General features: G+C 70.2%; 22 protein-coding genes. 1 reads left to right on the forward strand and 21 read right to left on the reverse strand.

The genetic code is table 11. The features are described from left to right. Window positions 1-39 precede the first annotated feature (39 nt). Both IQ292_RS12255 and IQ292_RS12260 read right to left on the reverse strand, forming a co-directional pair. Window positions 40-1,182, reverse strand: coding sequence for a DUF1501 domain-containing protein (locus IQ292_RS12255; protein ID WP_203310599.1), 1,143 nt, complete (start codon window positions 1,180-1,182; stop codon window positions 40-42). Between the two features lie 5 nt (window positions 1,183-1,187). Beyond that, window positions 1,188-2,711 (reverse strand): DUF1800 domain-containing protein, encoded by a 1,524-nt coding sequence (locus tag IQ292_RS12260; RefSeq protein WP_338057630.1) that lies wholly within the window; start codon window positions 2,709-2,711, stop codon window positions 1,188-1,190. Window positions 2,712-2,912: 201 nt separating this feature from the next. On the opposite strand from IQ292_RS12260, the gene IQ292_RS12265 reads away from it, so the two are divergent. Continuing rightward, window positions 2,913-3,215: a hypothetical protein gene (locus tag IQ292_RS12265; RefSeq protein ID WP_203310600.1), complete on the forward strand. Its 303-nt coding sequence runs from the start codon at window positions 2,913-2,915 to the stop codon at window positions 3,213-3,215. Window positions 3,216-3,317: 102 nt separating this feature from the next. On the opposite strand, the gene IQ292_RS12270 is transcribed toward IQ292_RS12265, so the two are convergent. The 19 genes from IQ292_RS12270 to IQ292_RS17680 all read right to left on the reverse strand — a co-directional run bounded on the left by IQ292_RS12270 (window position 3,318) and on the right by IQ292_RS17680 (window position 25,773). Beyond that, window positions 3,318-4,484 (reverse strand): deoxyguanosinetriphosphate triphosphohydrolase, encoded by a 1,167-nt coding sequence (locus tag IQ292_RS12270; protein WP_203310601.1) that lies wholly within the window; start codon window positions 4,482-4,484, stop codon window positions 3,318-3,320. A gap of 10 nt (window positions 4,485-4,494) precedes the next feature. Further along, window positions 4,495-6,636, reverse strand: a complete 2,142-nt coding sequence (locus IQ292_RS12275) for a tetratricopeptide repeat protein (RefSeq protein ID WP_203310602.1) — start codon at window positions 6,634-6,636, stop codon at window positions 4,495-4,497. 245 nt (window positions 6,637-6,881) lie between these two features. Then, window positions 6,882-8,429 carry a cell division protein FtsZ gene (ftsZ, locus tag IQ292_RS12280; protein ID WP_203310603.1) on the reverse strand — a complete coding sequence of 516 codons (1,548 nt, stop codon included), beginning with the start codon at window positions 8,427-8,429 and terminating at the stop codon, window positions 6,882-6,884. A gap of 103 nt (window positions 8,430-8,532) precedes the next feature. After that, window positions 8,533-9,795, reverse strand: coding sequence for a cell division protein FtsA (ftsA, locus tag IQ292_RS12285; RefSeq protein WP_203310604.1), 1,263 nt, complete (start codon window positions 9,793-9,795; stop codon window positions 8,533-8,535). 16 nt (window positions 9,796-9,811) lie between these two features. Further along, window positions 9,812-10,774 carry a cell division protein FtsQ/DivIB gene (locus tag IQ292_RS12290; protein WP_203310605.1) on the reverse strand — a complete coding sequence of 321 codons (963 nt, stop codon included), beginning with the start codon at window positions 10,772-10,774 and terminating at the stop codon, window positions 9,812-9,814. Beyond that, window positions 10,771-11,685 (reverse strand): D-alanine--D-alanine ligase, encoded by a 915-nt coding sequence (locus IQ292_RS12295; RefSeq protein ID WP_238941072.1) that lies wholly within the window; start codon window positions 11,683-11,685, stop codon window positions 10,771-10,773. Before IQ292_RS12295 ends, IQ292_RS12290 begins: the two co-directional genes overlap by 4 nt. A 159-nt stretch (window positions 11,686-11,844) precedes the next feature. Continuing rightward, a complete protein-coding gene (gene murB, locus IQ292_RS12300) occupies window positions 11,845-12,735 on the reverse strand; it encodes a UDP-N-acetylmuramate dehydrogenase (RefSeq protein ID WP_203310607.1) in 891 nt (296 codons plus the stop codon). Further along, window positions 12,732-12,932: a hypothetical protein gene (locus IQ292_RS12305; RefSeq protein WP_203310608.1), complete on the reverse strand. Its 201-nt coding sequence runs from the start codon at window positions 12,930-12,932 to the stop codon at window positions 12,732-12,734. Before IQ292_RS12305 ends, murB begins: the two co-directional genes overlap by 4 nt. Beyond that, complete coding sequence (gene murC / locus IQ292_RS12310) at window positions 12,929-14,344, reverse strand: UDP-N-acetylmuramate--L-alanine ligase (protein ID WP_203310762.1); 1,416 nt, start codon at window positions 14,342-14,344, stop codon at window positions 12,929-12,931. Before murC ends, IQ292_RS12305 begins: the two co-directional genes overlap by 4 nt. Then, window positions 14,344-15,513 (reverse strand): undecaprenyldiphospho-muramoylpentapeptide beta-N-acetylglucosaminyltransferase, encoded by a 1,170-nt coding sequence (murG, locus tag IQ292_RS12315; protein WP_203310609.1) that lies wholly within the window; start codon window positions 15,511-15,513, stop codon window positions 14,344-14,346. Before murG ends, murC begins: the two co-directional genes overlap by 1 nt. Continuing rightward, window positions 15,498-16,727, reverse strand: coding sequence for an FtsW/RodA/SpoVE family cell cycle protein (locus IQ292_RS12320; RefSeq protein WP_203310610.1), 1,230 nt, complete (start codon window positions 16,725-16,727; stop codon window positions 15,498-15,500). The genes murG and IQ292_RS12320 overlap by 16 nt, the downstream gene beginning before the upstream one ends. A gap of 11 nt (window positions 16,728-16,738) precedes the next feature. Beyond that, complete coding sequence (murD, locus tag IQ292_RS12325) at window positions 16,739-18,034, reverse strand: UDP-N-acetylmuramoyl-L-alanine--D-glutamate ligase (protein WP_203310611.1); 1,296 nt, start codon at window positions 18,032-18,034, stop codon at window positions 16,739-16,741. Next, window positions 18,031-19,101 (reverse strand): phospho-N-acetylmuramoyl-pentapeptide-transferase, encoded by a 1,071-nt coding sequence (gene mraY, locus IQ292_RS12330; RefSeq protein ID WP_203310612.1) that lies wholly within the window; start codon window positions 19,099-19,101, stop codon window positions 18,031-18,033. The genes murD and mraY overlap by 4 nt, the downstream gene beginning before the upstream one ends. Window position 19,102: 1 nt before the next feature. After that, window positions 19,103-20,491 carry a UDP-N-acetylmuramoyl-tripeptide--D-alanyl-D-alanine ligase gene (locus IQ292_RS12335; RefSeq protein WP_203310613.1) on the reverse strand — a complete coding sequence of 463 codons (1,389 nt, stop codon included), beginning with the start codon at window positions 20,489-20,491 and terminating at the stop codon, window positions 19,103-19,105. Further along, window positions 20,488-21,903 carry a UDP-N-acetylmuramoyl-L-alanyl-D-glutamate--2,6-diaminopimelate ligase gene (locus IQ292_RS12340; RefSeq protein WP_203310614.1) on the reverse strand — a complete coding sequence of 472 codons (1,416 nt, stop codon included), beginning with the start codon at window positions 21,901-21,903 and terminating at the stop codon, window positions 20,488-20,490. The genes IQ292_RS12335 and IQ292_RS12340 overlap by 4 nt, the downstream gene beginning before the upstream one ends. 10 nt (window positions 21,904-21,913) lie before the next feature. Further along, on the reverse strand, window positions 21,914-23,629 hold the full coding sequence (locus tag IQ292_RS12345; RefSeq protein ID WP_203310615.1) for a penicillin-binding transpeptidase domain-containing protein: 1,716 nt from the start codon (window positions 23,627-23,629) through the stop codon (window positions 21,914-21,916). Continuing rightward, entirely contained in the window at window positions 23,626-24,309 is a 684-nt protein-coding gene (locus IQ292_RS12350; RefSeq protein ID WP_203310616.1) for a hypothetical protein, read from the reverse strand. The genes IQ292_RS12345 and IQ292_RS12350 overlap by 4 nt, the downstream gene beginning before the upstream one ends. Further along, window positions 24,306-25,277 (reverse strand): 16S rRNA (cytosine(1402)-N(4))-methyltransferase RsmH, encoded by a 972-nt coding sequence (rsmH, locus tag IQ292_RS12355; protein WP_238941043.1) that lies wholly within the window; start codon window positions 25,275-25,277, stop codon window positions 24,306-24,308. Before rsmH ends, IQ292_RS12350 begins: the two co-directional genes overlap by 4 nt. Continuing rightward, window positions 25,270-25,773, reverse strand: coding sequence for a division/cell wall cluster transcriptional repressor MraZ (locus tag IQ292_RS17680; protein WP_338057631.1), 504 nt, complete (start codon window positions 25,771-25,773; stop codon window positions 25,270-25,272). Before IQ292_RS17680 ends, rsmH begins: the two co-directional genes overlap by 8 nt. Window positions 25,774-25,953: the final 180 nt, after the last annotated feature.

The following is a 25,953-nucleotide window of genomic DNA, read 5'->3' on the forward strand; positions in this document are numbered from 1 at the left end:
ATGGCGATCGCCTCCCCGGCGGCGGGGAGGCGATCGCGATTACGCCCGCAGCAATCCCTCGAGCGCCGCGGTGCGGGCACTCGACGGGAACAGCGCCGGCATCGTTCGGGAAGGATCGACCGAGAAATGGCTCGCCACCGCGCCGCCGATGAATGCGTCGAGCGGCGTCGTCGGCTTGAGATCGCGATTCTCGAACAGGCTTGCCTGCGCGAGCCCCGGCCAGTCGGCGAGCACGCGCCCGCCCTTGACCGCCCCGCCCATTAGCATCGCCGCCGTGCCGGTGCCGTGATCGGTCCCGCCCGTCCCGTTCGCCGCGACGGTGCGGCCGAATTCGGTCGCGACGAGGACCAGCGTATCGTTCCAGACCGGGCCCAGCCCCGCGTGCAGTGCGCCGATCATCGCGTCGAGCGCCTTGAGCTGCTGCGTCAGTCGGCCGCGCTGGCCCGCATGCGTGTCCCACCCGCCCGTCTCGATCGTCGCGATGCGCGCGCCGTTGGCGGGCGCCAGCAATCGTGCGGCGAGCGCACCGGTGTTGCGCGCGTCCTTGGCGTTGAGGTCGCCCGTCAACTGGCGCGTCGACAGCGCCTCGTCCCACAGGGCGTGGAGCTGTGCGTCGCCCTGGTACAGCTGCGTCACGCGGGCGAGCATGTCGTCGGACGCGTGCGGCAACGACGAGGGCGCGTAGCTCGCGACCTCGCGCTTGCCGCGCAGCGCCATCGGTACGGTCGCCGCGACCGCGATCGCATGCGCATCCTCCGCCGGGACGAGGCCGAGCAGGCGGTTCATCCAGCCGTCGCGCAGCTGGTAGGCGCTGGCCCCCCCGGTCTCCAGGACGTTCTGGCCATCGAAATGCGACCGGTCGCGATAGGGCGAGGCGATCGCATGCGCGAACAGCGCCTGCCCCTGCGCATACAGGCTAGCCGTCGCGGTCATCGCCGGATGCAGCGCGAACATCGCGTCCAGCTTGGTGCCCTGCGCCACGTCCGCGGCGAGATCGCCGCGCGCGCCGATGAAGGCGGGGTCGCCGACGGGACCGACGATGCCCATGCCATCGGCGGCGCCGCGCTGGATGATGAAGACGAAACGCTTGGCCGTGGCCGCCTTGGCGAAGGCGAGCCGCGGCGCGAAGCCGCCGAGTACGCCCAGCGTACCGGCGCCGCGCAGGAAGGAACGACGATCCATGGCTGTTACCTCCGCATCATTTCGGGCGAGACGAGCAACAGCGCGATCGCCTGATTGGGACTTTCCGCCCGTTGCAGCGCCTGCGCGGTCGCCGGGCTCAGCATGCCGGGAAACATCTGCGCGGCCAGCGCGCGCGCGTCGGTGCCGGCGGGCGCGGCCGCGGCGAAACGCTGCGCCGCCTCGACCCTACGCAGGATGGCGTCGGGGCCGGCCCAGCTCGGCGCGGTGTCGTCATAGCCGATCGGCTGGCCGGGCTTCCACATCGGCTGGCCGAGCTGGTCGAGCAGCCCCTGCACCGCCCCCGGCTGCACCGTGCGCGTTCCGAGCGCGCGCCATGCGGAAACGGACCATTCCCACGGCGTCTTGAACTTGGCCGGCTGCGTCGCCCACGCCTCCGGCGACGCGATCAATGCCCGGTAGACGGTCGGCAGGTCGCCGCCGGACCGAAGGAAGGCGGTCTCCAGCCGGGCGACGGCGGACGGCGGCGGCGCATCCGCGATGAAGTGGCGTGCGAGCTTGGTCGCGAGGTGCCGCGCCGTCGCCGGATGGACCGACAGGTCGCTCAGCACGGCCTCCGCCTGCGCCCGTCCGCCGGCTGCATAGGTCTTGCCCAGGATATGGCGCGGACCGGGCTCGTGGACCTGGTCTACGAACATGAATCCGCCCGGCGTCAGCGGATCGGAGAACCGTCCGCCGGGACCGCCGCCGATGCCGCTGACGGTCCAGCCCGTCATCGCGCGGGCGAATTCGGTGACGTCCGCCTGCGTGTAGCCGGTGCGCACGCCCAGCGTGTGCAATTCCATGATCTCGCGCGCCAGGTTCTCGTTGAGCCCGGCCTTCGCCTTGCCCCGCGCGGCGAGTCGCTGCCCCAGTGGGCTGCCCGGCCCGATCGACACCGACTGGTCGAGATAGAGCAGCATCGCCGGATGCCGCTCGACCGCGAACAGCATGTCGGAAAAGCGGCCCATCACATTTGGCCGGATCGCCTCCATCTCCAGCGTTCCGGCCAGTCCGACCAGTTCGAGCTTGTCGGCCGAAACCGCGAAATGGTTGGACCAGAAATGCACCAGCCGCTCGGCGAACGGCGTATCGCTCGCCAGCGCCAGGTTGGCGCGGGCCGCAGCCAGCGTCGCGTAATCGTCCTTCGCCAGCCGGCGGGCGGCCTGTCGCGCTTCCTGCATCTCCGGTCTGACGGTGGTCGCCGCCGTCGTCGGCGGCTGCATTGCCGGCGGTCCGGCCATAGTCGCCGCAGCAGGCGGGGCGGGATTCGCGGCGGCCATGGTTGCAGCGGGCATCGGCGTCGGCTTCGCCATGCCCTGCATCCGCATCAGGCGCTGCTCCTCGCGATAGTCGCGTATGTCGGCGGCGACGGCGACGCTCGTCGGAACGGATGCGAGAAGCGGAGAGCCAGACTGGTATTGCACGATCTGTTCTTCGAGCCAGCCGCGCGGATCATCCGGAGCGGCGTCGCCCGGACGCGTGCCAAGGCCGAAGCGATTCAGCGCGATTGCGATTTGTGACACGGACACGGACACGCTCCCTTCCCTCTCCCGGAAAAAACAGCGTCTCCGCTTTAGCACGCGATTGTCGCGCAATTATCTCAGCCGGGACATGTGCGCGACGATTGCGCTATTTGCACGCTTAGGTCCGCAATGCGCATTTGTGCCTTATGCTGCACTGCAATATTTCCGAGGCGACATTTCAACGCACTGCGAAACGGGAGTATGACCATGCGCAAGACGATCGCCATCCTGGCCGCCGTGACGGCCGCACTCACCTCCACCATCGGCATGGCTGCCGAGGGTCGCCGTACCTTCACGCAGAACGGCGAGACCTATGTCTACACCAGCCACGACGAGCAGGGCCGCCAGGTGATCACGGGGCGGCAATATCCTTCGGGCACGCCGTTCCGCCTCGTCGTCCGCGGCGATCGCGTGTCCGGCGTCGCGGGTGGCTATCCCGTCTCGTTCCGCACGCAGCAGGCCGTCGGCGCGGCCAGCGACGCGCGCGGCATCGAGACCGCGACCCGCTGAACGCGGCCGTCATCTTCCAGTAAAGCGTATCCGAAGGGGCCGCTCCCGCGAGGGACGGCCCCTTTCGCCTGCACCATTTCCGCCGCCGTCGAGCGGCCGCGATCAGAAGCCTTCGGGCAGGTCGATCGGCCCGACCAGCTCGCGGTAGCGGGCGATCGCATAGCGATCGGTCATGCCCGCGATGAAATCCGCGATATGGCGGCTGCGCCCCGGCTCCGCAGCGGGTACGTCGTCCGACCAGTCTGCGCTCATCGCGCCGGGATCGTCGCGATAGGCGGCGAACAAGCCCGCGACGATGCCATGCGCCGCCTCGGCTGCGGCGAGCTGGCGCGGATGATGGTAGAGATTGGCGTACATGAACCGCTTCAGGTCGCGCTCCGCCTCCCGCATCGCCGGCGAGAAGCCGCATAGCGCGCGACCCACGGTCCGCACCTCGTCGACGGTGACGACGCCCGACGCGGCGATGCGCGCGCGCGTTTCCTCGATCAAGTCGTTGACCATCAGCCCGATCTGGCTGCGGACGAGCTCGTGCGCCAGTCGCTTTTCCGGCACGTCCGGGAAGCGACGGCGGGCCGCATCCCATCCCGAAGCGACCATCGGCACCGCGAGCAGCTGGTCGAGCGTCAGCAGCCCGGCGCGCAGGCCGTCGTCGATATCGTGGTTGTCATAGGCGATGTCGTCCGCGATGGCCGCGACCTGCGCCTCGAGGCTGGCGTGGCTCGACAGGTCGAGCGGGAATTGCGCGTCCGCCGTTTCGAGCGCCCAGCCGGGGTGACGGACCGGCCCATTGTGCTTGGCAAGGCCCTCCAGCGTTTCCCACGTCAGGTTCAGTCCGTTCCACATCGGATACGGCCGTTCGATCTCGGTCAGCGTGCGCAGCGTATGCCCGTTGTGATCGAAGCCGCCGGCATCGCGCAGCGCCGCCTTGAGCGCATCCTCGCCGGCATGGCCGAAGGGCGGATGCCCGATATCGTGCGCCAGGCACAGCGCTTCGGTCAGATCCTCGTTGAGGCCGAGGACGCGGGCGATCGTGCGGCCGATCTGCGCGACCTCCAGGCTGTGCGTCAGCCTGACCCGGAAATGGTCGCCGTCCGGCGCCATGAACACCTGCGTCTTGTGACGGAGCCGACGGAAGCTGATCGAATGGATGATCCGGTCGCGGTCGCGCTGAAAATCGTCGCGCGGGCCGCGCGCCGTCCCCTGCCCCTCGGCATGCAGACGGCCGCGGCTTGCGGCGGGATCGGAAGCCCAGGAGGCGCGAATGCTCATCCGGGGCGCCTTACTTGCTTGAGAGCTTCTCCACCACCTGTCCCGCGTCGCTGGTGAAGGTAAAGGCGCCGACCCCCTCCTTCGTCAGCTTGTTGACGAAGGCGCGCGCCTCCGCGTCGGTCTTGAACGGACCGGTGAGCACGCGGTTGGTCGCGCGCAGCGGTGTCTTCCAGCCGCTCTTGCCCGCCAGCGTCGGTGCTTTCGCCTTTGCCGCTGCCCAGGCCTTGGGCAGATCGTCCTCGTTCGCGCCGCCGGCAACCTGCACCCAGATCCGCGACGGATTGGCGCGGGCCTTGCGCTTCTCCTCCGCCGCTTCCTTCGCCTCGGCCAGCTTCTCGGCCTCGGCCGCCTTCTTGGCGGCAAGCGCCTTCTTGTCGGCAGCGGCCTTCCTGTCCGCGGCACGCTTGTCGGCGAGCGCCTTGGCGGCAAGCGCCTTCTGCGCCTCCGCGTCGCGTTGCTCCTTGGCCTTGGCCTCGGCGAGCACGCGCGCCGCCGTTTCCGCCGGCACCGCCGCAGGAGCGGCAGGCGCGGCGACGACCGCCAACGGCCGCGCCGGCTCGGTCACGCCCAGTTCGGAACCGGGGATGGAAAGGCCCGCGACGATTCGCGCGAGCACCGCGTCGGTCTCGTCCCTGCGCCGTTGCGCGGCGAAGGCCCGCGTCGCCGGTCGGGGCGCCGCGGACGCGGGCGCCGGAGTGGCCGCCGCCGGCGCCGCAGCGACCGTCGCCGGGGTGACGACCGCCGTGGTGGCGACGGGCGCGGGCGCGGCCGGCGACACCGTGCTGCCGGCATTAGCTGCCGATCCCATGCTGCCGGCATAGGCCGGTGAGGCAGGACGCGGGATCGGCTGGACCGTCGCCGTTGCGGGCAACGGTTGCGTGACGCTGGCCGCCGCGAACTGCGTCGGCTGCTGCGGCGCGGACACGACCGGTTGCGCCTGGCGCGGCGACGGCGTCGCGACCACCGTAGACGGCTGCGATACGACCGCGCGGGCCACGCTCGGCTGAACGCTGGCGACGCGGGCCGGGGCCGGCTGCACGACCGGCGCTGGCTGGACCGTGACGGGCTGCGTCGGCGTCGGCGCGCCGCTCGATGATAGCGTGGCGGCGGGAACCGCCGAAACTGGCGCGACCGGAACCGCCGCCGCCGCCAGCGTCACCGCACCTGCCGAAGCCGGGACGGGCTGTACCGATGCCAGCGCGCGCGTCGCCTCGGTGTAGGACGGTGCGACCGGAGCGGGCGTCGCCGCCGCCATCTGAACGCGGCCGGGCCGCTGCCGCTCGCGGCGATTGCCACGCTGCACCGGCGTGCCGACGACGGGCGTCTTCGCGGCAGCCAGCGCGATCGGTGCCGCCGAAGGCTCGGGCGCCAGGTACGGCATGGCTGGCGCCAGGCGCGCGTCGGCGATGCGCTCCGGGGTAGCGCGCACCTCGCCGAAATGGACGGCGAAGGCGCGATCCGCCGCCGGCAGTGTCGGCAGCCGCTGAAAGAACGGCTGCAGACCCTGCGCCATGCCGCCGGGCAGCATCGTTGCGGCGATCTTTTCGGCGCCCGCCTGATCCCCGCCCATCGCGAGCACGAAGGCGCGCGTTCGCCATGCGCTGCGATCCTGCTTGCGCAACAGCGGATCGAGCGTGTCCAGCGCCTCCTGGCGCTTGCCTGAAATGCCGAGCGACAGCGCGTAGCGCCGGACGATCTCGTCGCTGGGCGCGGTCTTCAGCGCGAGCCTGTAGTCGCGCTGCGCACGCTCCTGCTGCCCGACGAGATCATAGGCAAGGCCTCGGTCCGCCGCGAAGGTGCGCGCGTCGAGCCCACCCGCCTCGGCCTGCGCGAAATAGCGCAATGCTTCGCCGGGCCGCTCCGAGCGCACCAGGATCGCGCCCTCCCCGGCCTTGATGCGCGGATCGGCCGGCGCGACCTTCTCCGCCCGCGCGAACAGCGATGCCGCGCCGCTGAGATCGTCGAGCTTGAGCGACAGATCGCCAGCCGCGACCAGGGCGTTCACGTCACGTGGATTGGACGCCAGCGCGCGCATCTGCTCGGCCAGGCGATCGGCATCGGTGGTGCCCGGCAGGGGCTGGACCACCTCTTGCGCGGGGAGCGCGGCCGGCGCGAACGCCAGCGCGAGTATAGCGGGGAGGAAAACGCGCATGAGACGCGACCGACTAGAGCCGAGGCCGGCTGAACCGGCAATGTCCCGCCCGACCGTGCTGCGGCGAAGCGAGCCTTGGCGGCGACGAAGGTAAAGAAGCCGTCAACGGCGGGGTACGGGAGACGAAGAGGATGGGCCCGGCAAACGGAAAGGCACCCCGCCGTGCGAGGCGGAGTGCCCAAGCCCGATCACGTCGCCGGGCGCCGTCAACGAAAACCGCGTTCGGCCGAACGCGCGCGACCGCCTTACTGGTTGTTCTGGCGATGCAGAAAGCGCGGGATGTCGAGCGGCTCCTTGTCGTCGCCGGCCTCTTCGCGCTGTGCGCCCCGTGCCGCGTTGGACATGCGCTCGAACAGCGTGCCGCCCAGCTTGACACGCGGCTGCGGCGCGGCCTCGGGCGTCGCCTCGCTCCCCGGCGCAATCCAGCGACGACGGCCACCGTCGTCCGCCGGCGCGGCGGCGGGTGCGCGCGGCGTCGCATAGGCGTCGTCGCCGTAAGCGCGCGGTGCGGCGGGGGCAGCCGGCGGCACGATCGTCTCCGCACCCAGGACCAGTTCATCGTCCGGCGCGGCGGCCTGCGGCGAGCCAACGGCCTCGTTCTGGGTCAGGTCGAGCGGCTCCGCATCGGCAGCGGGTGCGAAGGACACGCTGGGTGCGGGCGCGGCGACCGGCTGCGCCGGATCGGCCTGCGCGGGCGCCGGCGCGGCGGGCGCCTGCTGCGTCGCGGCGGTCGGGCGGAACGAGGTGGAATCGTCGGTCTTGCGACCCATGCCGAAGCTGAACGACTTGGTCGGCTCCGCCTGCTGCGCCGCGGCCTGCGGCTTGGCGTCGGAATCGATGCCGGTCGCGACGACGGAGACGCGGATCTTGCCCTCGAGGTCGGGGTTGAACGCCGAGCCCCAGATGATGTTGGCATCGGGATCGACCAGGTCGCGGATATGGTTCGCCGCCTCGTCGACCTCGAGCAGGCGCATGTCGTCGCCGCCCGTGATCGAGATGATGACGCCCTTCGCGCCCTGCATCGACACGCCGTCGAGCAGCGGGTTTGCGATCGCCTTCTGCGCCGCCTCCAGCGCGCGGTTGTCGCCGCTCGCCTCGCCGGTGCCCATCATCGCCTTGCCCATCTCCTGCATCACGGAGCGGACGTCGGCGAAGTCGAGGTTGATGAGGCCGGGCATGACCATGAGGTCGGTGATGCCGCGCACGCCCTGCTGCAGCACCTCGTCCGCCATTTCGAACGCTTCCTTGAAGGTCGTGTTCGCATTGGCGATCAGGAACAGGTTCTGGTTCGGGATGACGATCAGCGTATCGACGTACTTCTGCAGTTCCTCGATACCGCCGTCGGCCGCCTTGGCGCGGCGATTACCCTCGAAGCTGAACGGCTTGGTGACGACGCCGACGGTCAGGATGCCCATGTCGCGCGCCGCCTTGGCGATGACCGGCGCCGCGCCCGTGCCCGTGCCGCCGCCCATGCCGGCCGCGATGAAGCACATGTGCGCGCCTTCGAGCCGCTTGGCGAGCTCGTCGATCGTCTCCTCCGCGGCGGCGCGGCCGATCTCCGGCCGGGCGCCCGCGCCCAGGCCCTGCGTGATCTTGGAACCGAGCTGGATGCGATGCGGCGCGACCGACGACTTGAGCGCCTGCGCGTCGGTGTTCGCCACCAGGAAATCGACGCCCTGCACGTCGGCGCGCATCATGTTGGCGATCGCATTGCCGCCCGCGCCGCCGACGCCGATCACGGCGATGCGGGGGGTCAGTTCGTCGACCTCGGGAGTGATGAATTCGATGCTCATGGCCTGTTCTCTCCGCCCCCTACCGGTAAATACTGACCGGGGCACTGATTAACCCTTTTGCCCCAAGGTTACGCACGGTGCCACCGAAAATCGTCACGTAAAATCAATAATTGGCACGCGCCGCCTGAATGAGCTTGCGCACCATGCCCAACCCCTTCTGCCGATGCACCGTCTGCGGCTGCGGCGCCGCGCCGCGCAGGTCGATGGGATCGGAGGCGGCGTAGAAGGCAAGGCCCGCCAGCGTCGCGAAGGCGGGCCCGCCATGCGCATCGGGAAGCGCCGTCAGCCCGCGCGGGCGACCGATGCGCACCGACCGTCCCAACGCCTGCTGCGCATAATCGGCGACGCCCTTCAGCTCCGCACCGCCGCCGGTCAGCACCACCTGGCGCCCGACCGGTCCTTCGAACTTGAGCTGCTGCAGCGCCTTGCGGATCTCGCCCATCTGGTGCTCCAGCCGCTGGCGGACGATCCCGATCAGCTGCGCCTTGGTGATCTGCATCCCGCCATGGACGTCGTCCTCCGCGGCGATCGGCATCACCGGGATCATCTCGTGATTGTCGCGCGGAGAGGCATTGGCGGAGCCGTGGAAGCATTTCATCCGCTCCGCCTGCGCGCGCCGCGTGCCAAAGGCGGAGGCGATATCGTCGGTGATGTCCTGCCCGCCCATCGCCAGCGAACACAGGCCGACCAGCATGCCGCCGGCGAACAGCGAGACGTTGGTGATCCCCGCCCCCATCTCCACCAGCGCGACGCCGAGCTCGCGCTCCTCCTCGCTCAGGCAGGCGAGGCCCGTCGCGACCGGCGCCGCGATGATCGACTTCACCTCCAGATGCGCGGAGCGGACGCACAGGTCGAGGTTGCGGACAGGCGAACCGTCCGCCGCGACGACGTGAATGTGGACGCCCAGCCTGTCGGCATGCAGCCCGAGCGGCTTCTTGACGCCGGTCAGCCCGTCCAGCGTGTACAGTGCCGGCTGCGCGTGCAGCACCATGCGCCCCTGCGGATCGATCGAGTTGCGCCCCGCCGCGAGCAGCGCGTCGATGTCCTGCTGTTCGACGCGATGGCCGCCCAGCTCGAATTCGACCTCGGCCACGTCGCTGACCAGCCCGCCCGCGGAAAAGCCGACCCAGACGTTCTCGATGTTGATGCCGGCGATCCGTTCCGCCTGCTCGACCGCCTCGCGCACCGCCGCCTCGGTCGCGCCCATGTCGGCGATATAGCCGCGCTTGACGCCGCGGCTTTCGCGCTGCCCCGTGCCGAGCACGATCAGCTCGCCGCCGTCGCCCTTCTGCGCGATCATCGCCGACACCTTGGACGAGCCGATGTCGAGCGCGGTGATGAGCCCTTCCGGTGTGACCTTCGCCATTGTCCCTCAGCCCCCCTCAGCCATCGGAAGACGCCGTCGATGCGATCGTACGCGTTTCCGGCGTCTTTGTCTCCGGTGCCGCCTCCGCGCCCTTCGCCGGCAACTCGGCGGGATCGGGCATGGCGTGGACGACGCTCGCATCCGGGCGGCGCACGACCAGCTTGGCCGGATCGCGCATGTCGAACCGGACCCAGCCCTTGCCCAGCAGCGGCCGCGCGCCGTCCATTTCCGCGAACTTGAGCAGCGCGGCGGGCGCACCGTCCTCGGGCAGCGCCAGCGTCTCGCCCGTGTCGAACGTCAGGTCCCAGCGGCGGTTGCCGATCCAGGTCGCCGCCTTGACCCGCGGCTTGAGCGCGGGGGCCGCGGCCATCAGCGCCTGATATTGCGGTTCCTGCCGGTCCGCGCCGGGACCGATCACCAGCGGCAGGTCGGGCATCGCCTCGCTGCGCACGGGCTCCAGCAGCACGCCGTCCTTGTCGATCAGGGTCAGCTGGCCATTGTCCTGCCACACGGCGGCGGGGGCGCGTTCGACGATGTCGATCAGCAACGTATCGGGCAGTCGGCGCGAGACGTGCGCGTCGGCGATCCAGCCGTAGCGCAGCAGTTTCTCGCGTACCGCCTCCAGGTCGACGAGCGGCATCGCCCGGCTCTGCTGGTCGAGCGCGACGGCATAAACGCTCATCCGGTCCATGCGCTTGAGGCCGGTGACCTCGATCTGCTCGACGCGAAAGCCCGCGCGGCCTGCGCCTTCGGCGATCGCGCCGCCGATCATGCCCGGGATGCCGATCCAAGTCAGGATCGCCAGCGCGCCCGCCACGCCGGCGCCGGTGATCGTCCAGGTCGCCGCCCTGCGGATCGTCGTCTCGCTGACCGGCAGCGCGTTGACGGCGCGCTCGAACCGCCCGACCTTGCGGACGGGCTGCTTGCGGCGCGGGGCGGGTCGGCGCGGCGGCGTGCCGCGCTTGATGGTGCGGCTCATCCGTCGCGCACCCGCGCGTCGGCCAGCGCCTCTTCGACGATCGCCTGGACCAATTGTTCGTAGCTCATGCCGATGTGCCGCGCCTGTTCGGGCACCAGGCTGAGCGGGGTCATGCCGGGCTGCGTATTCACTTCCAGCAGGAACAGGCCGTCGACGCCGCGCTCGTCGTCCCAGCGGAAGTCCGATCGGCTTGCGCCCCTGCAGCCGAGCAGGCGGTGCGCCTCAAGCGCCAGCCGCTTGCACGCGTCCGCGATCTCGTCGGGGATGTCGGCGGGGCAGACATGCTCGGTCAGCCCGTCGGTATACTTGGCGTCGAAATCGTACCAGCCGGTCTTGGGCTTCAGCTCCGTCACGCCGAGTGCGCGGTTGTCGAGCACGGCCGTGGTCAGTTCCCGACCGCGGACATAGGGTTCGGCGAGCAGCTCGTCGAATTCCTGCCATGGTCCCTGTACGTCGCGACCGATCGGATTGCCGTAATTGCCGTCGTCGGTGACGATCGCGACCCCGACCGAAGACCCCTCGTTGACCGGCTTCAGCACATAGGGCCGCGCGATCGGATCGCCTTCGAACACGTCGGCGGACCGCACGACGCGTCCGCCCGGCATCGGGATGCCCGCGGGGACGAGCGCCTGCTTGGTCAGCACCTTGTCGATCGCGATCACCGAGGTGGCGAGACCCGAGTGGGTATAGGGAATGCCCATCAGGTCGAGCATGCCCTGCACCGTGCCGTCCTCGCCCGGCGAACCGTGGAGCGCGTTGAAGACGAGATCGGGCTTGGCCTCCGCCAGCCGGGCGGCGACGTCGCGGTTCATGTCGATCCGGGTGACGCGGTGGCCGTTCGCCTCGAGCGCATCGGCGACGCCGGCGCCGGACATCAGCGACACGGGCCGTTCCGCCGACCAGCCGCCCATGAGGACCGCGATGTGGAGGGGCGAAGGCGTAACCAGCTCAGCCACAATATCCTCCGTCATTCCCCCGGAGGCGGGAATCCAGACTTGCTGGCGTCTCGAACACGCGGTGACCACAGAGGTTCTGGATCCCCGCCTTCGCGGGGATGACGAAAGAGTGGTTCATACCGCCACCCCCACCCGCTGGATTTCCCACTCCAATGTCACCCCGGAATACGCCTTTACCCTGTTGCGTACCTCCTCACCCAGCGCCTCGATGTCGGCGCTCGTCGCCGTGCCAAGGTTGAGCAGAAAGTTCGTATGTTTCTCAGATACCTGTGCATCGCCGCGACGCAAGCCGCGACAGCCCGCCGCGTCGACGAGCGCCCAGGCCTTGTGCCCGTCGGGATTCTTGAAGGTCGAGCCGCCGGTCTTCGAACGCAGCGGCTGCGACGCCTCGCGCGCCGCGGCGATCCGGTCCATCTCCGCCTGCACGGCGGCGGGTTCGGCCGGATGGCCGCGGAAGGTGGCGGCGACGACCACCGCGCCCTCGGGCAGCGCGCTGTGGCGATAGGTGTAGTCGAGATCGCCTGGCGACAGGGTCCGCCGCTCGCCTGATCGCAGCACCACCTCTGCCTCGGTCAACACGTCCTTGACCTCGCGGCCATAGGCGCCGCCGTTCATCCGCACGAAGCCGCCGACGGTACCCGGGATCGAGCGCAGGAACTCGACGCCGCCGATGCCCGCGTCGCGCGCGGTCGAGGACACGAGGATGCCGCTCGCGCCGCCACCGCAGCGCAATGTCGTCGCGTCCACCGACTCGACCCGTGCGAATGCCTTACCCAGTCGCACGACCACGCCGGGGACGCCGCCATCGCGGACGATGAGGTTCGAGCCGAGGCCGAGCGCCATCACCGGCACCGAAGGATCGAGGCCGCGCAGGAAGTCGGCGAGGTCGTCGACGTCTGCCGGCTCGAACAGCCATTCCGCCGCCCCGCCGGCCTTGAACCAGACGAGCGGCGCCAGCGGGGCGCCGTGCGTCAGGCGACCACGGACGGCGGGAAGGTCGATCACCACGGCCCCGCCCCCCACAGGCGCATCCACGCCTGGATGGCGGCGAGGTTCGCCTCGGCCGCCTTGCGCGTTGCCTCCTGCACCTGCACCAGCGCCTCGCCGGCACCCACGGCGTGGTTGCCCGCCTCCAGCGTGCGGCGCTGCGCATCGAGCATCTGCTTCTGGAAGCGCAGTCCGGCGTCGAACCAGTCGGTCATCGCCGTGCCTCGATCGCCGCAGCCAGCCCGGCCGCCCATTTGGTGATGTCGCCGGCGCCGAGGCATACGACCATGTCGTCCGCCTGGACCGTGGCCGCAAGTTCCGCGGCGAGCGCATCGGCATCCGCGATGACGGCGGCGGAGCGATGACCGCGCCGCTTCAGCCCCTCGACCAGCGCCTCGGCGTCGACACCGGGCACGGGCGCCTCGCCCGCCGCATAGACGGGCGTCACCAGCACGCGGTCGGCGTCGTTGAACGCGGTCTGGAAGTCCTCCATCAGGTTGCCGAGCCGCGAGTAGCGGTGCGGCTGCACCACCGCGATCACGCGGCCGCGCGCACCCTCGCGCGCCGCGGCCAGCACGGCGCGGATCTCGACCGGATGGTGGCCATAGTCATCGATCACGGTCACCGCGCCGCCGTCCACCGCGACCTCGCCAACCTTGGTGAAGCGGCGTTTGACCCCGCCGAACGCCTCGAAACCCCGGGCGATCGTCGCATCGTCGATGCCAAGCTCCAGCGCCACGCCGATCGCGGCGAGCGCGTTCTGCACATTGTGGCGGCCGGGCATCGGCAGCTCGATATCGGCGATGGTGCGCGCCGAGCCGTCGCGCTGGCGCACGACGCAGGCGAAGCGGTTGCCGCCCGGCACCGGCGTCACGTCGACGCCGCGGATGTCCGCCTGCGCGGAGAAGCCATAGGTCACGACGCGCCGGTCGCGTACGCGCGGCAGCACGTTCTGCACCTCCGGATGGTCGAGGCAGAGCAGCGCCGCACCATAGAAGGGCACGTTCTCGACGAACTCGACGAATGCGTCCTTGACCGCGTCGAAGCTGCCGTAATGGTCGAGATGCTCGGGATCGATGTTGGTGACCACCGCGATCGTGCCGTCGAGGCGCAGGAAGCTGCCGTCGCTCTCGTCCGCCTCCACCACCATCCAGTCGCTCGCGCCGAGGCGCGCATTGGACCCGTAGCTGTTGATGATGCCGCCGTTGATCACGGTCGGGTCGATCCCGCCCGCGTCGAGCAGCGCCGCGACCATCGAGGTCGTCGTCGTCTTGCCATGCGTGCCCGCGACGGCGACCGTCTGCTTCAGGCGCATCAGCTCCGCGAGCATCTCGGCGCGGCGGACGACGGGGATGCGGCGCTCCAGCGCGGCCTCGACCTCGGGGTTGGACCGCGTGATCGCGGTGGAGGTGACGACCACCGCCGCGTCCGCGACGTTTTCGGCGGCATGGCCGATCGTGACCGCGATCCCCTTGTCGCGCAGCCCCTGCACCACATAGCCTTCGGCGACGTCGGAACCCTGTACCGTATAGCCGAGGTTCTTCATGACCTCGGCGATGCCGGACATGCCGATGCCGCCGATGCCGACGAAGTGGATCGGCCCGATGTCGGTATGGACGCCGCGGATCATGCGCCCATCCCCGCCAGCGCCGGCTTGGGCTTTACCGGCTTCCCGACCGGCAAGCGCGCGAGCGGGGCGTCGAGGCTTTCGACCAGGTCGGCGAGGTCGCTGACCGCATGGGGGCGGCCGACGCTCTTCGCGCGGGCGGCGGCGTTTTCGAGCGCCGCGGGGTCGAGGCCCAGCTTCTGCATCTGTTTGGCGAGTTCCTTGGCGGTGAAGTCGGATTGCGGAATGGTGCGCGCGCCCCCCGCTTTCGTCATCTCCCGCGCATTGGCGGTCTGGTGGTCGTCGGTCGCCGACGGCAGCGGCACGAGGATCGCCGGTCGGCCCGCCGCGGTCAGCTCCGCGATGGTCGATGCGCCGGCACGGCCGATCACCAGATGCGCCCAGGCGAGCTGTTCCGGCATGTCGGGCAGGTAGGTGGCGAGTTCCGCCGGGATCTGATGCTCGGCATATTTGGCGCGCACCGCGTCGATATCCTCGATCCGCGCCTGATGCGTCACCTGCAGCCGGCGGCGGAAGGTGACGGGCAGCATTGCCAGGCCGTCGGGCACGACCTGGCTGAGCACGCTCGCGCCCTGGCTGCCGCCGGTGACGAGGACGCGGAAGATCCCGTCCTCCTCCAGCAGCGGATAGGGCCTGGCGCGCAGGGCCAGCACCGCCTCGCGCACCGGATTGCCGACCAGGTGGACCTTGTCCGCAAGCTTGGCGGGCAGGCGCGCGGTCTCGGCATAGGAGGTGGCGATCGCCCCAACGCGCCCCGCGACGACGCGGTTGACCCGGCCGAGCACGGCATTCTGCTCGTGCACCGCCGTCGGGATTTTTTCCGCGAAGGCGGCGAGCAACGCCGGGAAGGCGGGATAGCCGCCGAAGCCGATCACGGCCGCCGGCTTGAAGGTGCGGTACAGTTCGCGCGCCATCGCCCGGCCGCGCAGCATCTCGCGCACCGCACTCGCCCAGCCCTGCGGCTTCTTCAGCTGGAACCTGCCCGCGGGCAGGACGTGAGTCTGGATGCCGTCAAACAGGCCCGGGAAACGCACGCCGCGCGCGTCGCTGACCAGGGCGACGCGATGCCCGCGCTTCGTCAGTTCCGCGGCCAGCGCCGCCGCCGGTACCATGTGCCCCCCCGTGCCGCCGGCGGCGAGGACGTAATGCTTGCTCAATTCGAACCCCATCTCACCACATAGGGACTGCGCGTCAGGAACGGGTTGCGCCGCGTGAAGGCAAGCAGCAGCCCCATGCCGATCGACAGCGCGATCATCGACGACCCGCCATAGCTGATGAACGGCAACGTCATCCCCTTCGACGGCGCCAGCCCCGTGTTCACCGCCATCGACACCAATGCCTGCGCGCCGAATTGCACCGCCAGGCCGCTCGCCGCAAGCAGCTTGAACTCGTCCTGCTCGTCGAGCAGCCGGACGAAGACGCGCACGACGATCGCCAGGAACACGACCGCGATGATCGAACAGGCGATCAGGCCAAACTCCTCGCCGATCACCGAATAGATGTAATCGGTATGCGCCTCCGGCAGCCCGAACTTGGCGGTGCCGCCGCCCGGCCCGGTGCCGGTCCAGCCGCCCGCGGTGATCGTCGCATGCGCGGCGTTGGTCTGGAAATGGTCGCCGGCCCCCTCGCCCTCCACGCCGGGGAAGAGGAAGGCGTCGATGCGCGTGCGCGCCGTGCTGTAGAACATATAGGCGGCGGCGAGACCGACGGGCACCATGCCGATGATCGCGGCGAGGACGCGCATCGGCGTGCCCGCGATCATCAGCAGCGCCAGCCAGACGGTGCAGAAGATCACGGTCTGGCCGAAATCGGGCTGCAGCATCAGCAGCACCGCGACCACCGCCGTCATCGCGCCGGTGATCAGCACCGTCGGCAGGTCCTGGTCCTTGACCTTGAGCGACAGGACCCAGGCGACGGCGACGATGAACACCGGCTTCAGGAATTCCGACGGCTGGAATTCGGCGATGCCGACGCCGATCCAGCGCCGCGCGCCATTATGGACCGCGCCGATGAACGGCGTCACCGCGAGCAGGAACGCGAACAGCGCCGCGCCGATCAGCGCCGCGCGCCGCGCGGTGGCGACGGGCAGCATCGACACGCCGAACAGCACGGGCAGCGACACGCCGACCCACATCAGCTGGCGCCAGAAATAATAGAGCGGCGCGAACTTGTGATGCTCGCCCGAATAGCGGACCGCCGTCGCCGGGCTCGCCGCCGCCACCGCGACCAGCCCGATCGCGATCAGGAACAGCGTCAGCAGCAGCAACATCCGGTCGATGTCCCAGAACCAGGTGCCCAGCGGCGACCGGTCGCCGCGCCCGCCGCGCCGCTTGACCTTGGCGATCAGCGTATCGCGGCCCTGCGCCGGAGCGCCGGTGTTCATCCGTGTCGCCATCAGTCCAATGCCTCCACCGCCGCCCGGAACGCCCGCCCACGATCCTCGTAATCGCGGAACTGGTCGAAGCTAGCACAGGCCGGCGACAACAGCACGGTTTCTCCCGGCCGCGCCGCGGCGGCGGCGTGGCGGACGGCCGTGGCAAGGTCGCCGCTGCGTTCGACGTGCGGGACCTTGGGGGTCAGGATGTCGGCGAACAGTTCGGCCGCCTCGCCGATCGTATAAGCCGCGACGACCCGGTCGAGATAGGGCGCGCAGGCGTCGAGGTCGTCGCCCTTGCGCTTGCCGCCGACGATCCAGTGGATGCGCTCGAACGCGCCGAGCGCGGGCGCGGCGCTTTCGGGGTTGGTCGCCTTGCTGTCGTCGACGAAGGCAACGCCATTGCGCTCGGCGACGCGCTCCATGCGGTGGGGGAGGCCGCTGAAAGTTCGGAGGGCCGCGCTGATATTGGTCTCGTCGACGCCCAGCACACGAGTTACGGCGACCGATACAAGCGCGTTCTGGGCGTTGTGGGGACCTTGCAGCGCTGGCCAATCGGCTTGAGTGCCGAGTTCGGTGGCATCCCGACCGATGCCGTCGGCACCCCATGGGCTCCATATGTCGAATGGGTCCGTCGGCGACAGCCGGTCATCCGGCTCAACCCTTACAGATGTTTCCGACTGCATCGCGAACAGCCGCATCTTGCTCGCCACGTAACCCTCGAACCCGTCATACCGATCGAGATGATCCGGGGTGATATTCAGGAGCACCGCAACGTCGCAGTCGAGCGTCTGCGTCAGGTCGATCTGGTAACTCGACAGTTCGAGTACATAGACCCCATTCTCCGGCAGCGGATCCTGCTCCAGGATCGGCAGGCCGATGTTGCCGCCCATCAGCGTCGGCACGCCCGCGGTCTTCAGGATGTGGTGGACCAGTGCGGTGGTGGTCGACTTGCCGTTGGTACCGGTGATGCCGACCACCTTGTGCGGCGGCAGCTCGGCACGCGCCTGCGCGAACAGCTCTATGTCGCCGATCACCGGAACGCCCGCCGCCCGCGCCTGCGCCACCAGCGGATGCGTGTTGAGCGGCACGCCGGGCGAGACGATCAGCCCCGCCGCGCCCGTCAGGTCGAGCAGCGCCGGATCGTGGACGATCACGCCGTCGACCGCTTCGGCCCGCTCGCGCGCCGCGGGATCGCTGTCCCACGCCACGACATGCGCGCCCGCCGCGGCGAGCGCGCGCACCGTTGCCATGCCCGAACGCGCCAGCCCGAGTACCGCGTAGCGCTGCCCCGCCCAGTGCGCGGCGGTGATCACCGCAGCTTCAACGTCGACAGGCCGGCCAGCGCCAGCACCAGGCTGATGATCCAGAAACGGATCACCACGGTCGGCTCGCTCCAGCCGAGTTGCTCGAAATGATGGTGGATCGGTGCCATCCGGAACACGCGCTTGCCGGTCCGCTTGTAGAAGAAGACCTGGATGATGACGGAGAGCGCCTCGACCACGAACAGGCCGCCGACGATACCCAGCACGATCTCGTGATGCGCCACCACCGCGATCGTGCCCAGCGCGCCGCCCAGCGCGAGGCTGCCGGTGTCGCCCATGAACACCGCCGCCGGGGGCGCGTTGAACCACAGGAAGGCGAGCCCTGCGCCGATCACCGCGCCGCAGAAGATCGCGAGTTCGCCCGCCCCCGGCACGTGCGCGATGCCTAGATATTCGGCGAACTTCACGTTGCCCGCGAGGTAGGTGATGATCGCGAAGGTGACGCTGGCGATGATCACCGGCATCGTCGCCAGCCCGTCCAGCCCGTCGGTCAGGTTCACCGCATTGCCGAAGGCGACGATCGTGAACGCCGCGAACAGCGGATAGGCATAGCCGAGGTCGAGATACAGCCGGTTGGTGAACGGCAGATAGAGGTGCGGCCCGTTCTGCCCCATGATGATCCATGCGGCGATGCCGGCGATGGCGAATTCCAGCAGCAGCCGCGTGCGCCCCGACACGCCCGCGGTGCTCGCCTTGCGCACCTTGTCGTAATCGTCCAGGAATCCGATCGCGCCGAAGCCGAGCGTCACGAACAGGCACGCCCAGACGAAGGGGTTGGCCATATCCATCCAGATCAGGATCGACAGCGACATGGCCGTCAGGATCATCAGCCCGCCCATCGTGGGGGTGCCGCGCTTGGCAAGATGCGTCTGCGGGCCGTCGGCGCGGATCGGCTGCCCCTTGCCCTGGCGGACGCGCAGCCAGCCGATGAAGCGCGGCCCGATGATCAGACCGATGAACAGCGCGGTGGCGATCGCCGCCCCGGTTCGGAAGGACTGGTAGCGGATGAGGTTCAGCAGCCCCGTGAACTTCAGGTGCTCGGCGATCCAGTAAAGCATTTCAGGTAGTTCCGCCCCCCAGGCCCGCGACCAGCCGCGACAGCCCCACGCCGTTCGATCCTTTGACGAGTACCGCGTCGCCGGCGCGGGCCAGATCCCGAAGGCGGCCCAGCGCGGTCGCGGCATCGGCCACATGGACGACATCGACGCGCCCCTCAAGGGCCTTCGCGAGCGGCGTCATCGCTTCACCGACGAGCAGCGCCGTCTCGACGCGCGCCGCGACGACCGGGTCGGCGAGACCGGCGTGGTAATCGGCCGAATCGTCGCCCAGCTCGCGCATCTCGCCCAGCACCGCGAGGTGCCGGCCCGGCTCCTGCGCCAGCACCGCCAGCGTCGCGCGCATCGAGGCGGGATTGGCGTTGTAGCTTTCGTCGATCACCAGCATCTCGCCGCCCGCCGCCGGCGCCATGAAGCGCGCGCCGCGTCCGGCGAGCCCGCCCATCTCCCCGAGCGCGAGGCCCGCCAGGCCGAGGTCCGCGCCCGCCGCATCGACCGCGGCGAGCACCGCCAGCGCGTTCGACACCCAGTGCATGCCGGGCTGCGACAGGGTGAAGGACAGCTCGCGCTGGCCGAGCCGCGCGGACACGAACGTGCCACCGGTCGGCAGGCGCATCGCCTCCGTCGCATGGACATCCGCCGCCTTGTCGAGGCCGAAGGTGACGATCCGCGCAGCATGGGGGCGGGCCGCGGCGATCAGGCGGTCGCGATGCGGGCTGTCGTAGGGGACGATGGCGGTGCCGCCGGGCTCCAACCCCTGGAAGATCTCGCCCTTCGCATCCGCGATCGCGCTCTCGTCTGCGAAGAAGGCGGTGTGCGCGGGCGCGATGGCGGTGATGATCGCGATATGCGGTCGCACCAGCCGGGTCAGCTGCGCGAGCTCGCCCGCGTGGTTCATCCCCATCTCGAACACGCCGACGCGCGTCTCGCGCGGCATGCGCGCGAGGCTGAGCGGCACGCCGGTGTGGTTGTTGTAGCTCTTGACCGACCGATGGACCTCGCCCGGCATCGACCGGTCGAGCGCGGCGAACAGCGCTTCCTTCGCGCTGGTCTTGCCGACCGAGCCCGTCACGCCGATCACCGTGCCGGCCATCCGCGCCCGCGCGGCGCGGCCGAGGTCGTTGAGCGCGGCGAAGGTGTCGGCGACGCGGACGTGCGGATGCGGTGTCTCCTGCGCGACGATCGCCCCGCCCGCCCCTTGCCCGAAGGCCTGCGGCAGGAAACGATGGCCGTCCGTGCTCTCGCCGATCAGCGCGATGAACAGGTCGTCCGTGCTGACCTCGCGGCTGTCGAAGGCGACGCCGTCGACGGCGAAATCGGCCGAGGCGATGCCGGATACGGCGGCGGCGATCTCCGCGGCGGTCCAGAGCCGCGTTCCGCCCGCCCCCGTCATGCCGCGCACTCCCGCGCCACCGTGACGTCGTCGAACGGCAGCACCAGATCGCCGACCACCTGGCCCTGCTCGTGCCCCTTGCCCGCGACGAGCACGATGTCCTCCGGCCCCGCCTCGCGGATCGCGGCGCCGATCGCCTCGCGCCGGTCGCCGATCTCGCGCAGTCCGGGTGCGCCGCGCAGCACCGCGGCGCGGATCGCCGCGGGATCCTCCGTCCGGGGATTGTCGTCGGTGACGATCGCGACATCGGCCTGCGTTCCCGCGACCTGCCCCATCGTCTCGCGCTTGCCCGCATCGCGGTCGCCGCCCGCGCCGAAGACGACGAACAGCCGCCCGCGCGCGTGCGGCTTGAGCGCGGCGATCGCTGCCTCGAGCGCATCGGGCGTGTGCGCGTAATCGACGTAGACGGGCGCGCCGCTCTTCGCGATCGCCGCACGCTCCAGCCGGCCGCGCACCGGCTGCAGCCGCGCCAGGTCGGCGATGGTCCGCGCGACATCGCCGCCCGTTGCGATCACCAGGCCGGCGGCGACCAGCGCATTGGCTGCCTGATAGCCGCCGATCAGCGGCAGCGCGACGCGATGTTCCGCGCCGTCCGCCTCGATCGTCAGCCCCTGGCCGAGCAGGGTCGGGTCGCGCCGCACGAGCCGCAGCGTCGTGCCGCGCTCGCCGACCGTGATCAGCTTGTTGCCCCGCGCCCGCGCCAGGTCCACGACGCGGTCCGCGTGAATGTCGTCCGACCATACGACGGCGGTGCCGGCGGGATCGAGCACCTCGGAGAACAGCCGCAGCTTCGCGGTCAGATAGGCGCCCATGTCGCCATGATAGTCGAGGTGGTCGCGGCTGAGATTGGTGAAGGCGGCCGCCGCGACGCGCAGCCCCTCGGTCCGGTACTGTGTCAGCCCGTGGCTCGACGCCTCGAAGGCGACATGGGTCACGCCTTCGCGGGCCAGGCCGGCGACGTTGGACAGGAAGGTGACGACGTCGGGCGTGGTCAGGCCGGTGGTGACGCGCTCGTCCGCCGTCGTCACGCCGAGCGTGCCGATCGACGCCGCATGATGGCCGGCCATCCGCCACAACTGGCGCGTCATCTCGACCGTCGATGTCTTGCCGTTCGTGCCCGTCACCGCGACCGCGACGTCGGGAAAGGGCGCGAAGAAGGCGGCGGCGAGACGCGCGAAACGCTCGCGCGGGTTCTCGTCGTGGATCGCGACCGCACCCTCGACCGCGACGCCCGGCCGCACCACGACCGCCACCGCGCCGCTGCGCACCGCGTCGGCGATGAAGTCCTCGCCGTTGACGCGGGCGCCCTGGAAGGCGCCGAAGACGGTGCCCGGCGCGACCTTGCGGTGGTCGATGGCGAACCCGGTGACGAGCGCCGCGTCGTCGTTCCCGGTAAGCTGGCCCAGCCTCATGCCGCCCGCCTCAACGGCCGTCGACCGGCGGCGCGCTCGGATCCTGCCACAGCGTCGGCGTGATGTCCGACACGTCGATATCGCGCCGCTCGTCCGGCACGACGCCCAGCATCGCGCCCACCCGTGCGATCGTGCGGCCCACCACGGGCGCCGCGTTCCAGGCTGCGGTCTTCCACCCGCCAGTCTCCTTCGTCCCCTGCGGCGAATCGAGCATCGCCAGCACGACGTAGCGCGGCGCATCCATCGGGAAGGCCGCCGCGAACGTCGCGACGTTGCGCGAGCGGTCGTAGCCGCCCGCCACCGCGGCCTCCGCCGTACCCGTCTTGCCGCCGACGCGATAGCCCGGTGCGTCGCCTTTACGTCCGGTACCGCGCAGAACGATCAGGCGCAGCATCTGTCGCATGCGCGCGCTGGTCGCCTCGCTGATCACCCGGCGCCCGCGCGGCGCCTGTCCGGGCGCGATCTTCATCAGCGTCGCCGGGCGCCAGATGCCACCGTTGACCAGCGCCGCATAGGCGGAGGCGAGATGCAGCGGCGTCACCGCGATGCCATGGCCATATGCGGTGGTCATCGTCGTGGTGCGGGCCCAGAAGCCGGGCCACAGCGGACGCCCCTTCTCGCGCAGTTCGATATCGGGCTTGGTATCGAAACCGAGCTTGCGGAACATCGCCTGCATCCGCTGCGGTCCGACCTCGTCGGCGACGCGCGCGGTCGCGACGTTCGAGGAATAGATCAGCGTCTCCGCCATGTTGAGCCAGCGCTTCGGATCGCCACGCTCGTCATGGATGGTGAAGCGACCGACCTGCAGCGGGTGCGTCGCATCGAAACGCCGGTTCATGCTGGTGACGACGCCATTGTCGATCGCCGCCGCCATGGTGATAGGCTTGAAGGTCGAACCGAGTTCGAACACGCTCTGCGTCGTGATGTTGCGCAGTTCGTCGCTGCCGGACGTACCGACGCGATTGGGATTGAACGTCGGCAGCGACACCATCGAGATGACCTCGCCGGTATGGACGTCGAGGACGATGCCGCCCGCCGCGCGCGCGGAGAAGGTCGTCATGGCACGACCGAGCTCGCTTTCCAGCGCCGCCTGCACACGCGTGTCGATCGACAGCTGGGCCGGCTGTCCCGCCTTGGCGGGATCGAGCAACCGCTCGTCCAGCACGCGCTCCATGCCGCTCATGCCGTGCCCGTCGGTCGACAGGAAGCCCAGCGCATGCGCCGCGAGCGTCGACTGCGGATAAAGACGCTGAGTCTCGCGCGCGAAGACGATCGCCGGCTCGCCGATCGCATTGACCTGCTCGACCAGCGCCGGGCTGGCGCGGCGCTGCAGATAGGTGAAGCTGACGGACTTGGTCAGCTGTGCGTAGAACCACGCCTGGTCGCCGCGATCGGGCATCAGCGCGGCGAGCTTCGCCGCGATCTCCATCTTGTCGCCCAGCACCTTGTTCGGGTGGACCGCGATCGTCCAGGCATCGATCGTCCGCGCCAGCGGCGCGCCGTTGCGATCGACGATGTCGCCCCGCGCGGCGAGCGCCGCCGTGCGCGCCTGCGCCTCCGCGCCCGAGAAGACGCCGAGCATCGCAAGCCGGCCGATCACCACGGTCAGCGCCGCCGCGAAGAGCAGCATCAGCATCATCAGCCGGGTATGGCTGGTCGCGACCAGCGCCTGGCGCTGGCCGGCGCTGCGCCGCGGGGCGGCCGGGCGGGCGACGATGACGGTCACCGTTTGCGGGCTTCCGAGCGGGCGTTCGACAGGATCTCGCCCAGCGTCGTGTCAGACAGCAGCTTCTTGTCGAGCATCGCGACGGCCTGCGGGCGCACCTTCGCGACCGCGGCCGCGCCGCGCGCCGCGTCGTTGAGCTTGGCTATCATCCGCGCGCTCTTCTCGACCGCCGCCGCCTTGATGACGGTGGCGCCGGCGGCGAGCTTGGCGGTCGGGATCACCGCGCGTGCGGCCTTGGGCATGGCTGCCGCGACCTGCACCACCGCCGGCGCCGGAGTCGCGGCCGCCGTCGCGGGCGCGTTGAGCACCGGCATCGACAGCGACGGCACGACGAGCGCGGCGGTGCGGATCGCGCCCTCGCCCTGCCCCGGCGCGGCGGGGCCGCCACCGGCGTCGAGACTGGCGAGCGCCTGCTCGTCGGAGACGAACTGCCCCGCCACGGGGGCGGCGAGCGCCAGCGTCTCGCCGTTCCACTTTTCCAGCTGGGCGAGATTGGCGCGCGTGTCGAATTCGGTCTCCAGCGCGCGGATGTCGCGCTGCGCGGCATCGATCTTGCGATCCATGCCCTCCAGCTTCTTGCGCTCGGCGGCGACCTGCAGCGAGACGAGATAGAAGCCGAGCACGATGGCGACACAGCCACCGAACCAGCCTATTCCCTTCAACCGGTACGCCGCGGTCATATACTCACCTCCTGATTGCTGCCCGCCCCCGGACGCATGCCCTGATCGAAGGACCCGTGCTCCCACGCGGGCGCATCGGTCCGTGTGGCGACCCGGAGCGTCGCGGAACGCGCGCGCGGATTGCGCGCCAGCTCCGCCTCTCCGGCGCGGATCGCCTTGCCGACGTTTGCGAACGTCGGCGCCTTGCCTGACGCGGCCTGCGGCAGGTGACGCGAGCCGCCGGGCACGTTGCCCGAGCGTTCGCGCAGGAACCTCTTCACCAGCCGATCCTCCAGGCTGTGGAAGGTGACGATCGCCAGGCGACCGCCCGGCTTCAGCACGCGCTCCGCGGCGGCGAGCCCGTCGGCAAGCTCGCCCAGCTCGCGGTTCACATGGATGCGGATCGCCTGGAAGGTCCGCGTCGCCGGATCCTTCTTGTCGTGCGGCCGGTGGCCCAGCGCCTTGCGCACCGCCAGCGCGAGTTCGCCGGTACGCGTGAGCGGCCGCGCCGCGACGATCGCGCGCGCGACGCGGCGCGACTTGGGCTCCTCGCCATAATGGTAGAGGACGTCGGCGATCGCCTCCTCGTCGGCGGTGTTGAGGAAGTCGGCCGCGCTCGGCCCCTCCTGGCTCATCCGCATGTCGAGGGGGCCGTCCGACTGGAAGGAGAAGCCGCGCGCCGCCTGGTCGAGCTGCATCGACGATACGCCGATATCCATCGTCAGCCCGTCGACCGGCGACTCGATCGCGGCCTCCAGCGCGGAAAAGTCGCTGTGCACGAGCGTCAGTCCATCGAGCCCCGCGGCGCGGCCCGCGGCGATCGCGTCGGGATCGCGGTCGAACGCGATCACGCGCGCGCCCCGCGCCAGGATCGCGCGCGTGTAGCCGCCCGCGCCGAAGGTCGCGTCGACGATCGTCTCGCCGGGCGCGGGCGCGAGACCGGCGACCACTTCGTCGAGCAGCACGGGGATGTGGGGCGCGTCAGTCAAGCGCGACCCCCTTGTCCTGGCAGTAATAGCGGCAGGCGGCGACCATCTGCGGCGCGATGCCGGGTGTCGACAGCAGCGTCTTGGGGTCCCAGATCTCGATATAGTCGAGCGTGCCCCAGAAGAAGGCATGCGCACCGATATTGGCGTAGAAGCGCGGAAAGCCGGGCATGATGAAACGCCCCGAACCGTCGAAGGGCACCGCCTCGCCGTTCGCGCCGCCGCGCTTGATATTGTGGTCGACCTTGCCGTCGAGTCCGCGCGACAAAGCGACGCGCTCGTTCAGCTCGCGCTTGAGCTCGGCGATATAGGCAGGGTCGTAGGCGATCAGACAGGGCTGATCCTCGTGCGCGGCGATGATGACGGTGCCGCCGTCCTTGCCGTCGGCGCGGGGCGCATTCTCCGCCAGCGTCGAGCGGAGCGCGTTGGGGATGGCAACCCGGCCCTTGTCGTCGACAAGAGCAAGTCCGCTTCCCTGATAATTGCCCCTTTCTGTCACGCCCGTCTCGCACCCTGGCGCGCACGGCATCACCCTCGAAATCCGACCCTCGTCGGACTCCGACCGTCTTTGCGGCCAGCAAAGGTGATACCTGCCCCGTTGTTGGCAATGGATACCAACAGGCAGGCGGGGACGCAACGGGATTTTCGGGGAAAGAGGGGGAAAGCGCCCCCTTTCGTC

It is taken from the genome of Sphingomonas beigongshangi (genome assembly GCF_016820445.1).
Lineage (GTDB): Bacteria > Pseudomonadota > Alphaproteobacteria > Sphingomonadales > Sphingomonadaceae > Sphingomonas > Sphingomonas beigongshangi.

Excerpts from the sequence above, each read along its gene's own strand:
- IQ292_RS12255 (WP_203310599.1), bottom strand. The coding sequence starts at position 1,182 with ATGGATCGTCGTTCCTTCCTGCGCGGCGCCGGTACGCTGGGCGTACTC.
- IQ292_RS12265 (WP_203310600.1), top strand. The coding sequence starts at position 2,913 with ATGCGCAAGACGATCGCCATCCTGGCCGCCGTGACGGCCGCACTCACC.
- IQ292_RS12270 (WP_203310601.1), bottom strand. The coding sequence starts at position 4,484 with ATGAGCATTCGCGCCTCCTGGGCTTCCGATCCCGCCGCAAGCCGCGGC.
- IQ292_RS12275 (WP_203310602.1), bottom strand. The coding sequence starts at position 6,636 with ATGCGCGTTTTCCTCCCCGCTATACTCGCGCTGGCGTTCGCGCCGGCC.
- ftsZ (WP_203310603.1), bottom strand. The coding sequence starts at position 8,429 with ATGAGCATCGAATTCATCACTCCCGAGGTCGACGAACTGACCCCCCGC.
- ftsA (WP_203310604.1), bottom strand. The coding sequence starts at position 9,795 with ATGGCGAAGGTCACACCGGAAGGGCTCATCACCGCGCTCGACATCGGC.
- IQ292_RS12290 (WP_203310605.1), bottom strand. The coding sequence starts at position 10,774 with ATGAGCCGCACCATCAAGCGCGGCACGCCGCCGCGCCGACCCGCCCCG.
- IQ292_RS12295 (WP_238941072.1), bottom strand. The coding sequence starts at position 11,685 with ATGGGCGGCTGGTCGGCGGAACGGCCCGTGTCGCTGATGTCCGGCGCC.
- IQ292_RS12305 (WP_203310608.1), bottom strand. The coding sequence starts at position 12,932 with ATGACCGACTGGTTCGACGCCGGACTGCGCTTCCAGAAGCAGATGCTC.
- murG (WP_203310609.1), bottom strand. The coding sequence starts at position 15,513 with ATGGGGTTCGAATTGAGCAAGCATTACGTCCTCGCCGCCGGCGGCACG.
- IQ292_RS12320 (WP_203310610.1), bottom strand. The coding sequence starts at position 16,727 with ATGAACACCGGCGCTCCGGCGCAGGGCCGCGATACGCTGATCGCCAAG.
- mraY (WP_203310612.1), bottom strand. The coding sequence starts at position 19,101 with ATGCTTTACTGGATCGCCGAGCACCTGAAGTTCACGGGGCTGCTGAAC.
- IQ292_RS12335 (WP_203310613.1), bottom strand. The coding sequence starts at position 20,491 with ATGACGGGGGCGGGCGGAACGCGGCTCTGGACCGCCGCGGAGATCGCC.
- IQ292_RS12340 (WP_203310614.1), bottom strand. The coding sequence starts at position 21,903 with ATGAGGCTGGGCCAGCTTACCGGGAACGACGACGCGGCGCTCGTCACC.
- IQ292_RS12350 (WP_203310616.1), bottom strand. The coding sequence starts at position 24,309 with ATGACCGCGGCGTACCGGTTGAAGGGAATAGGCTGGTTCGGTGGCTGT.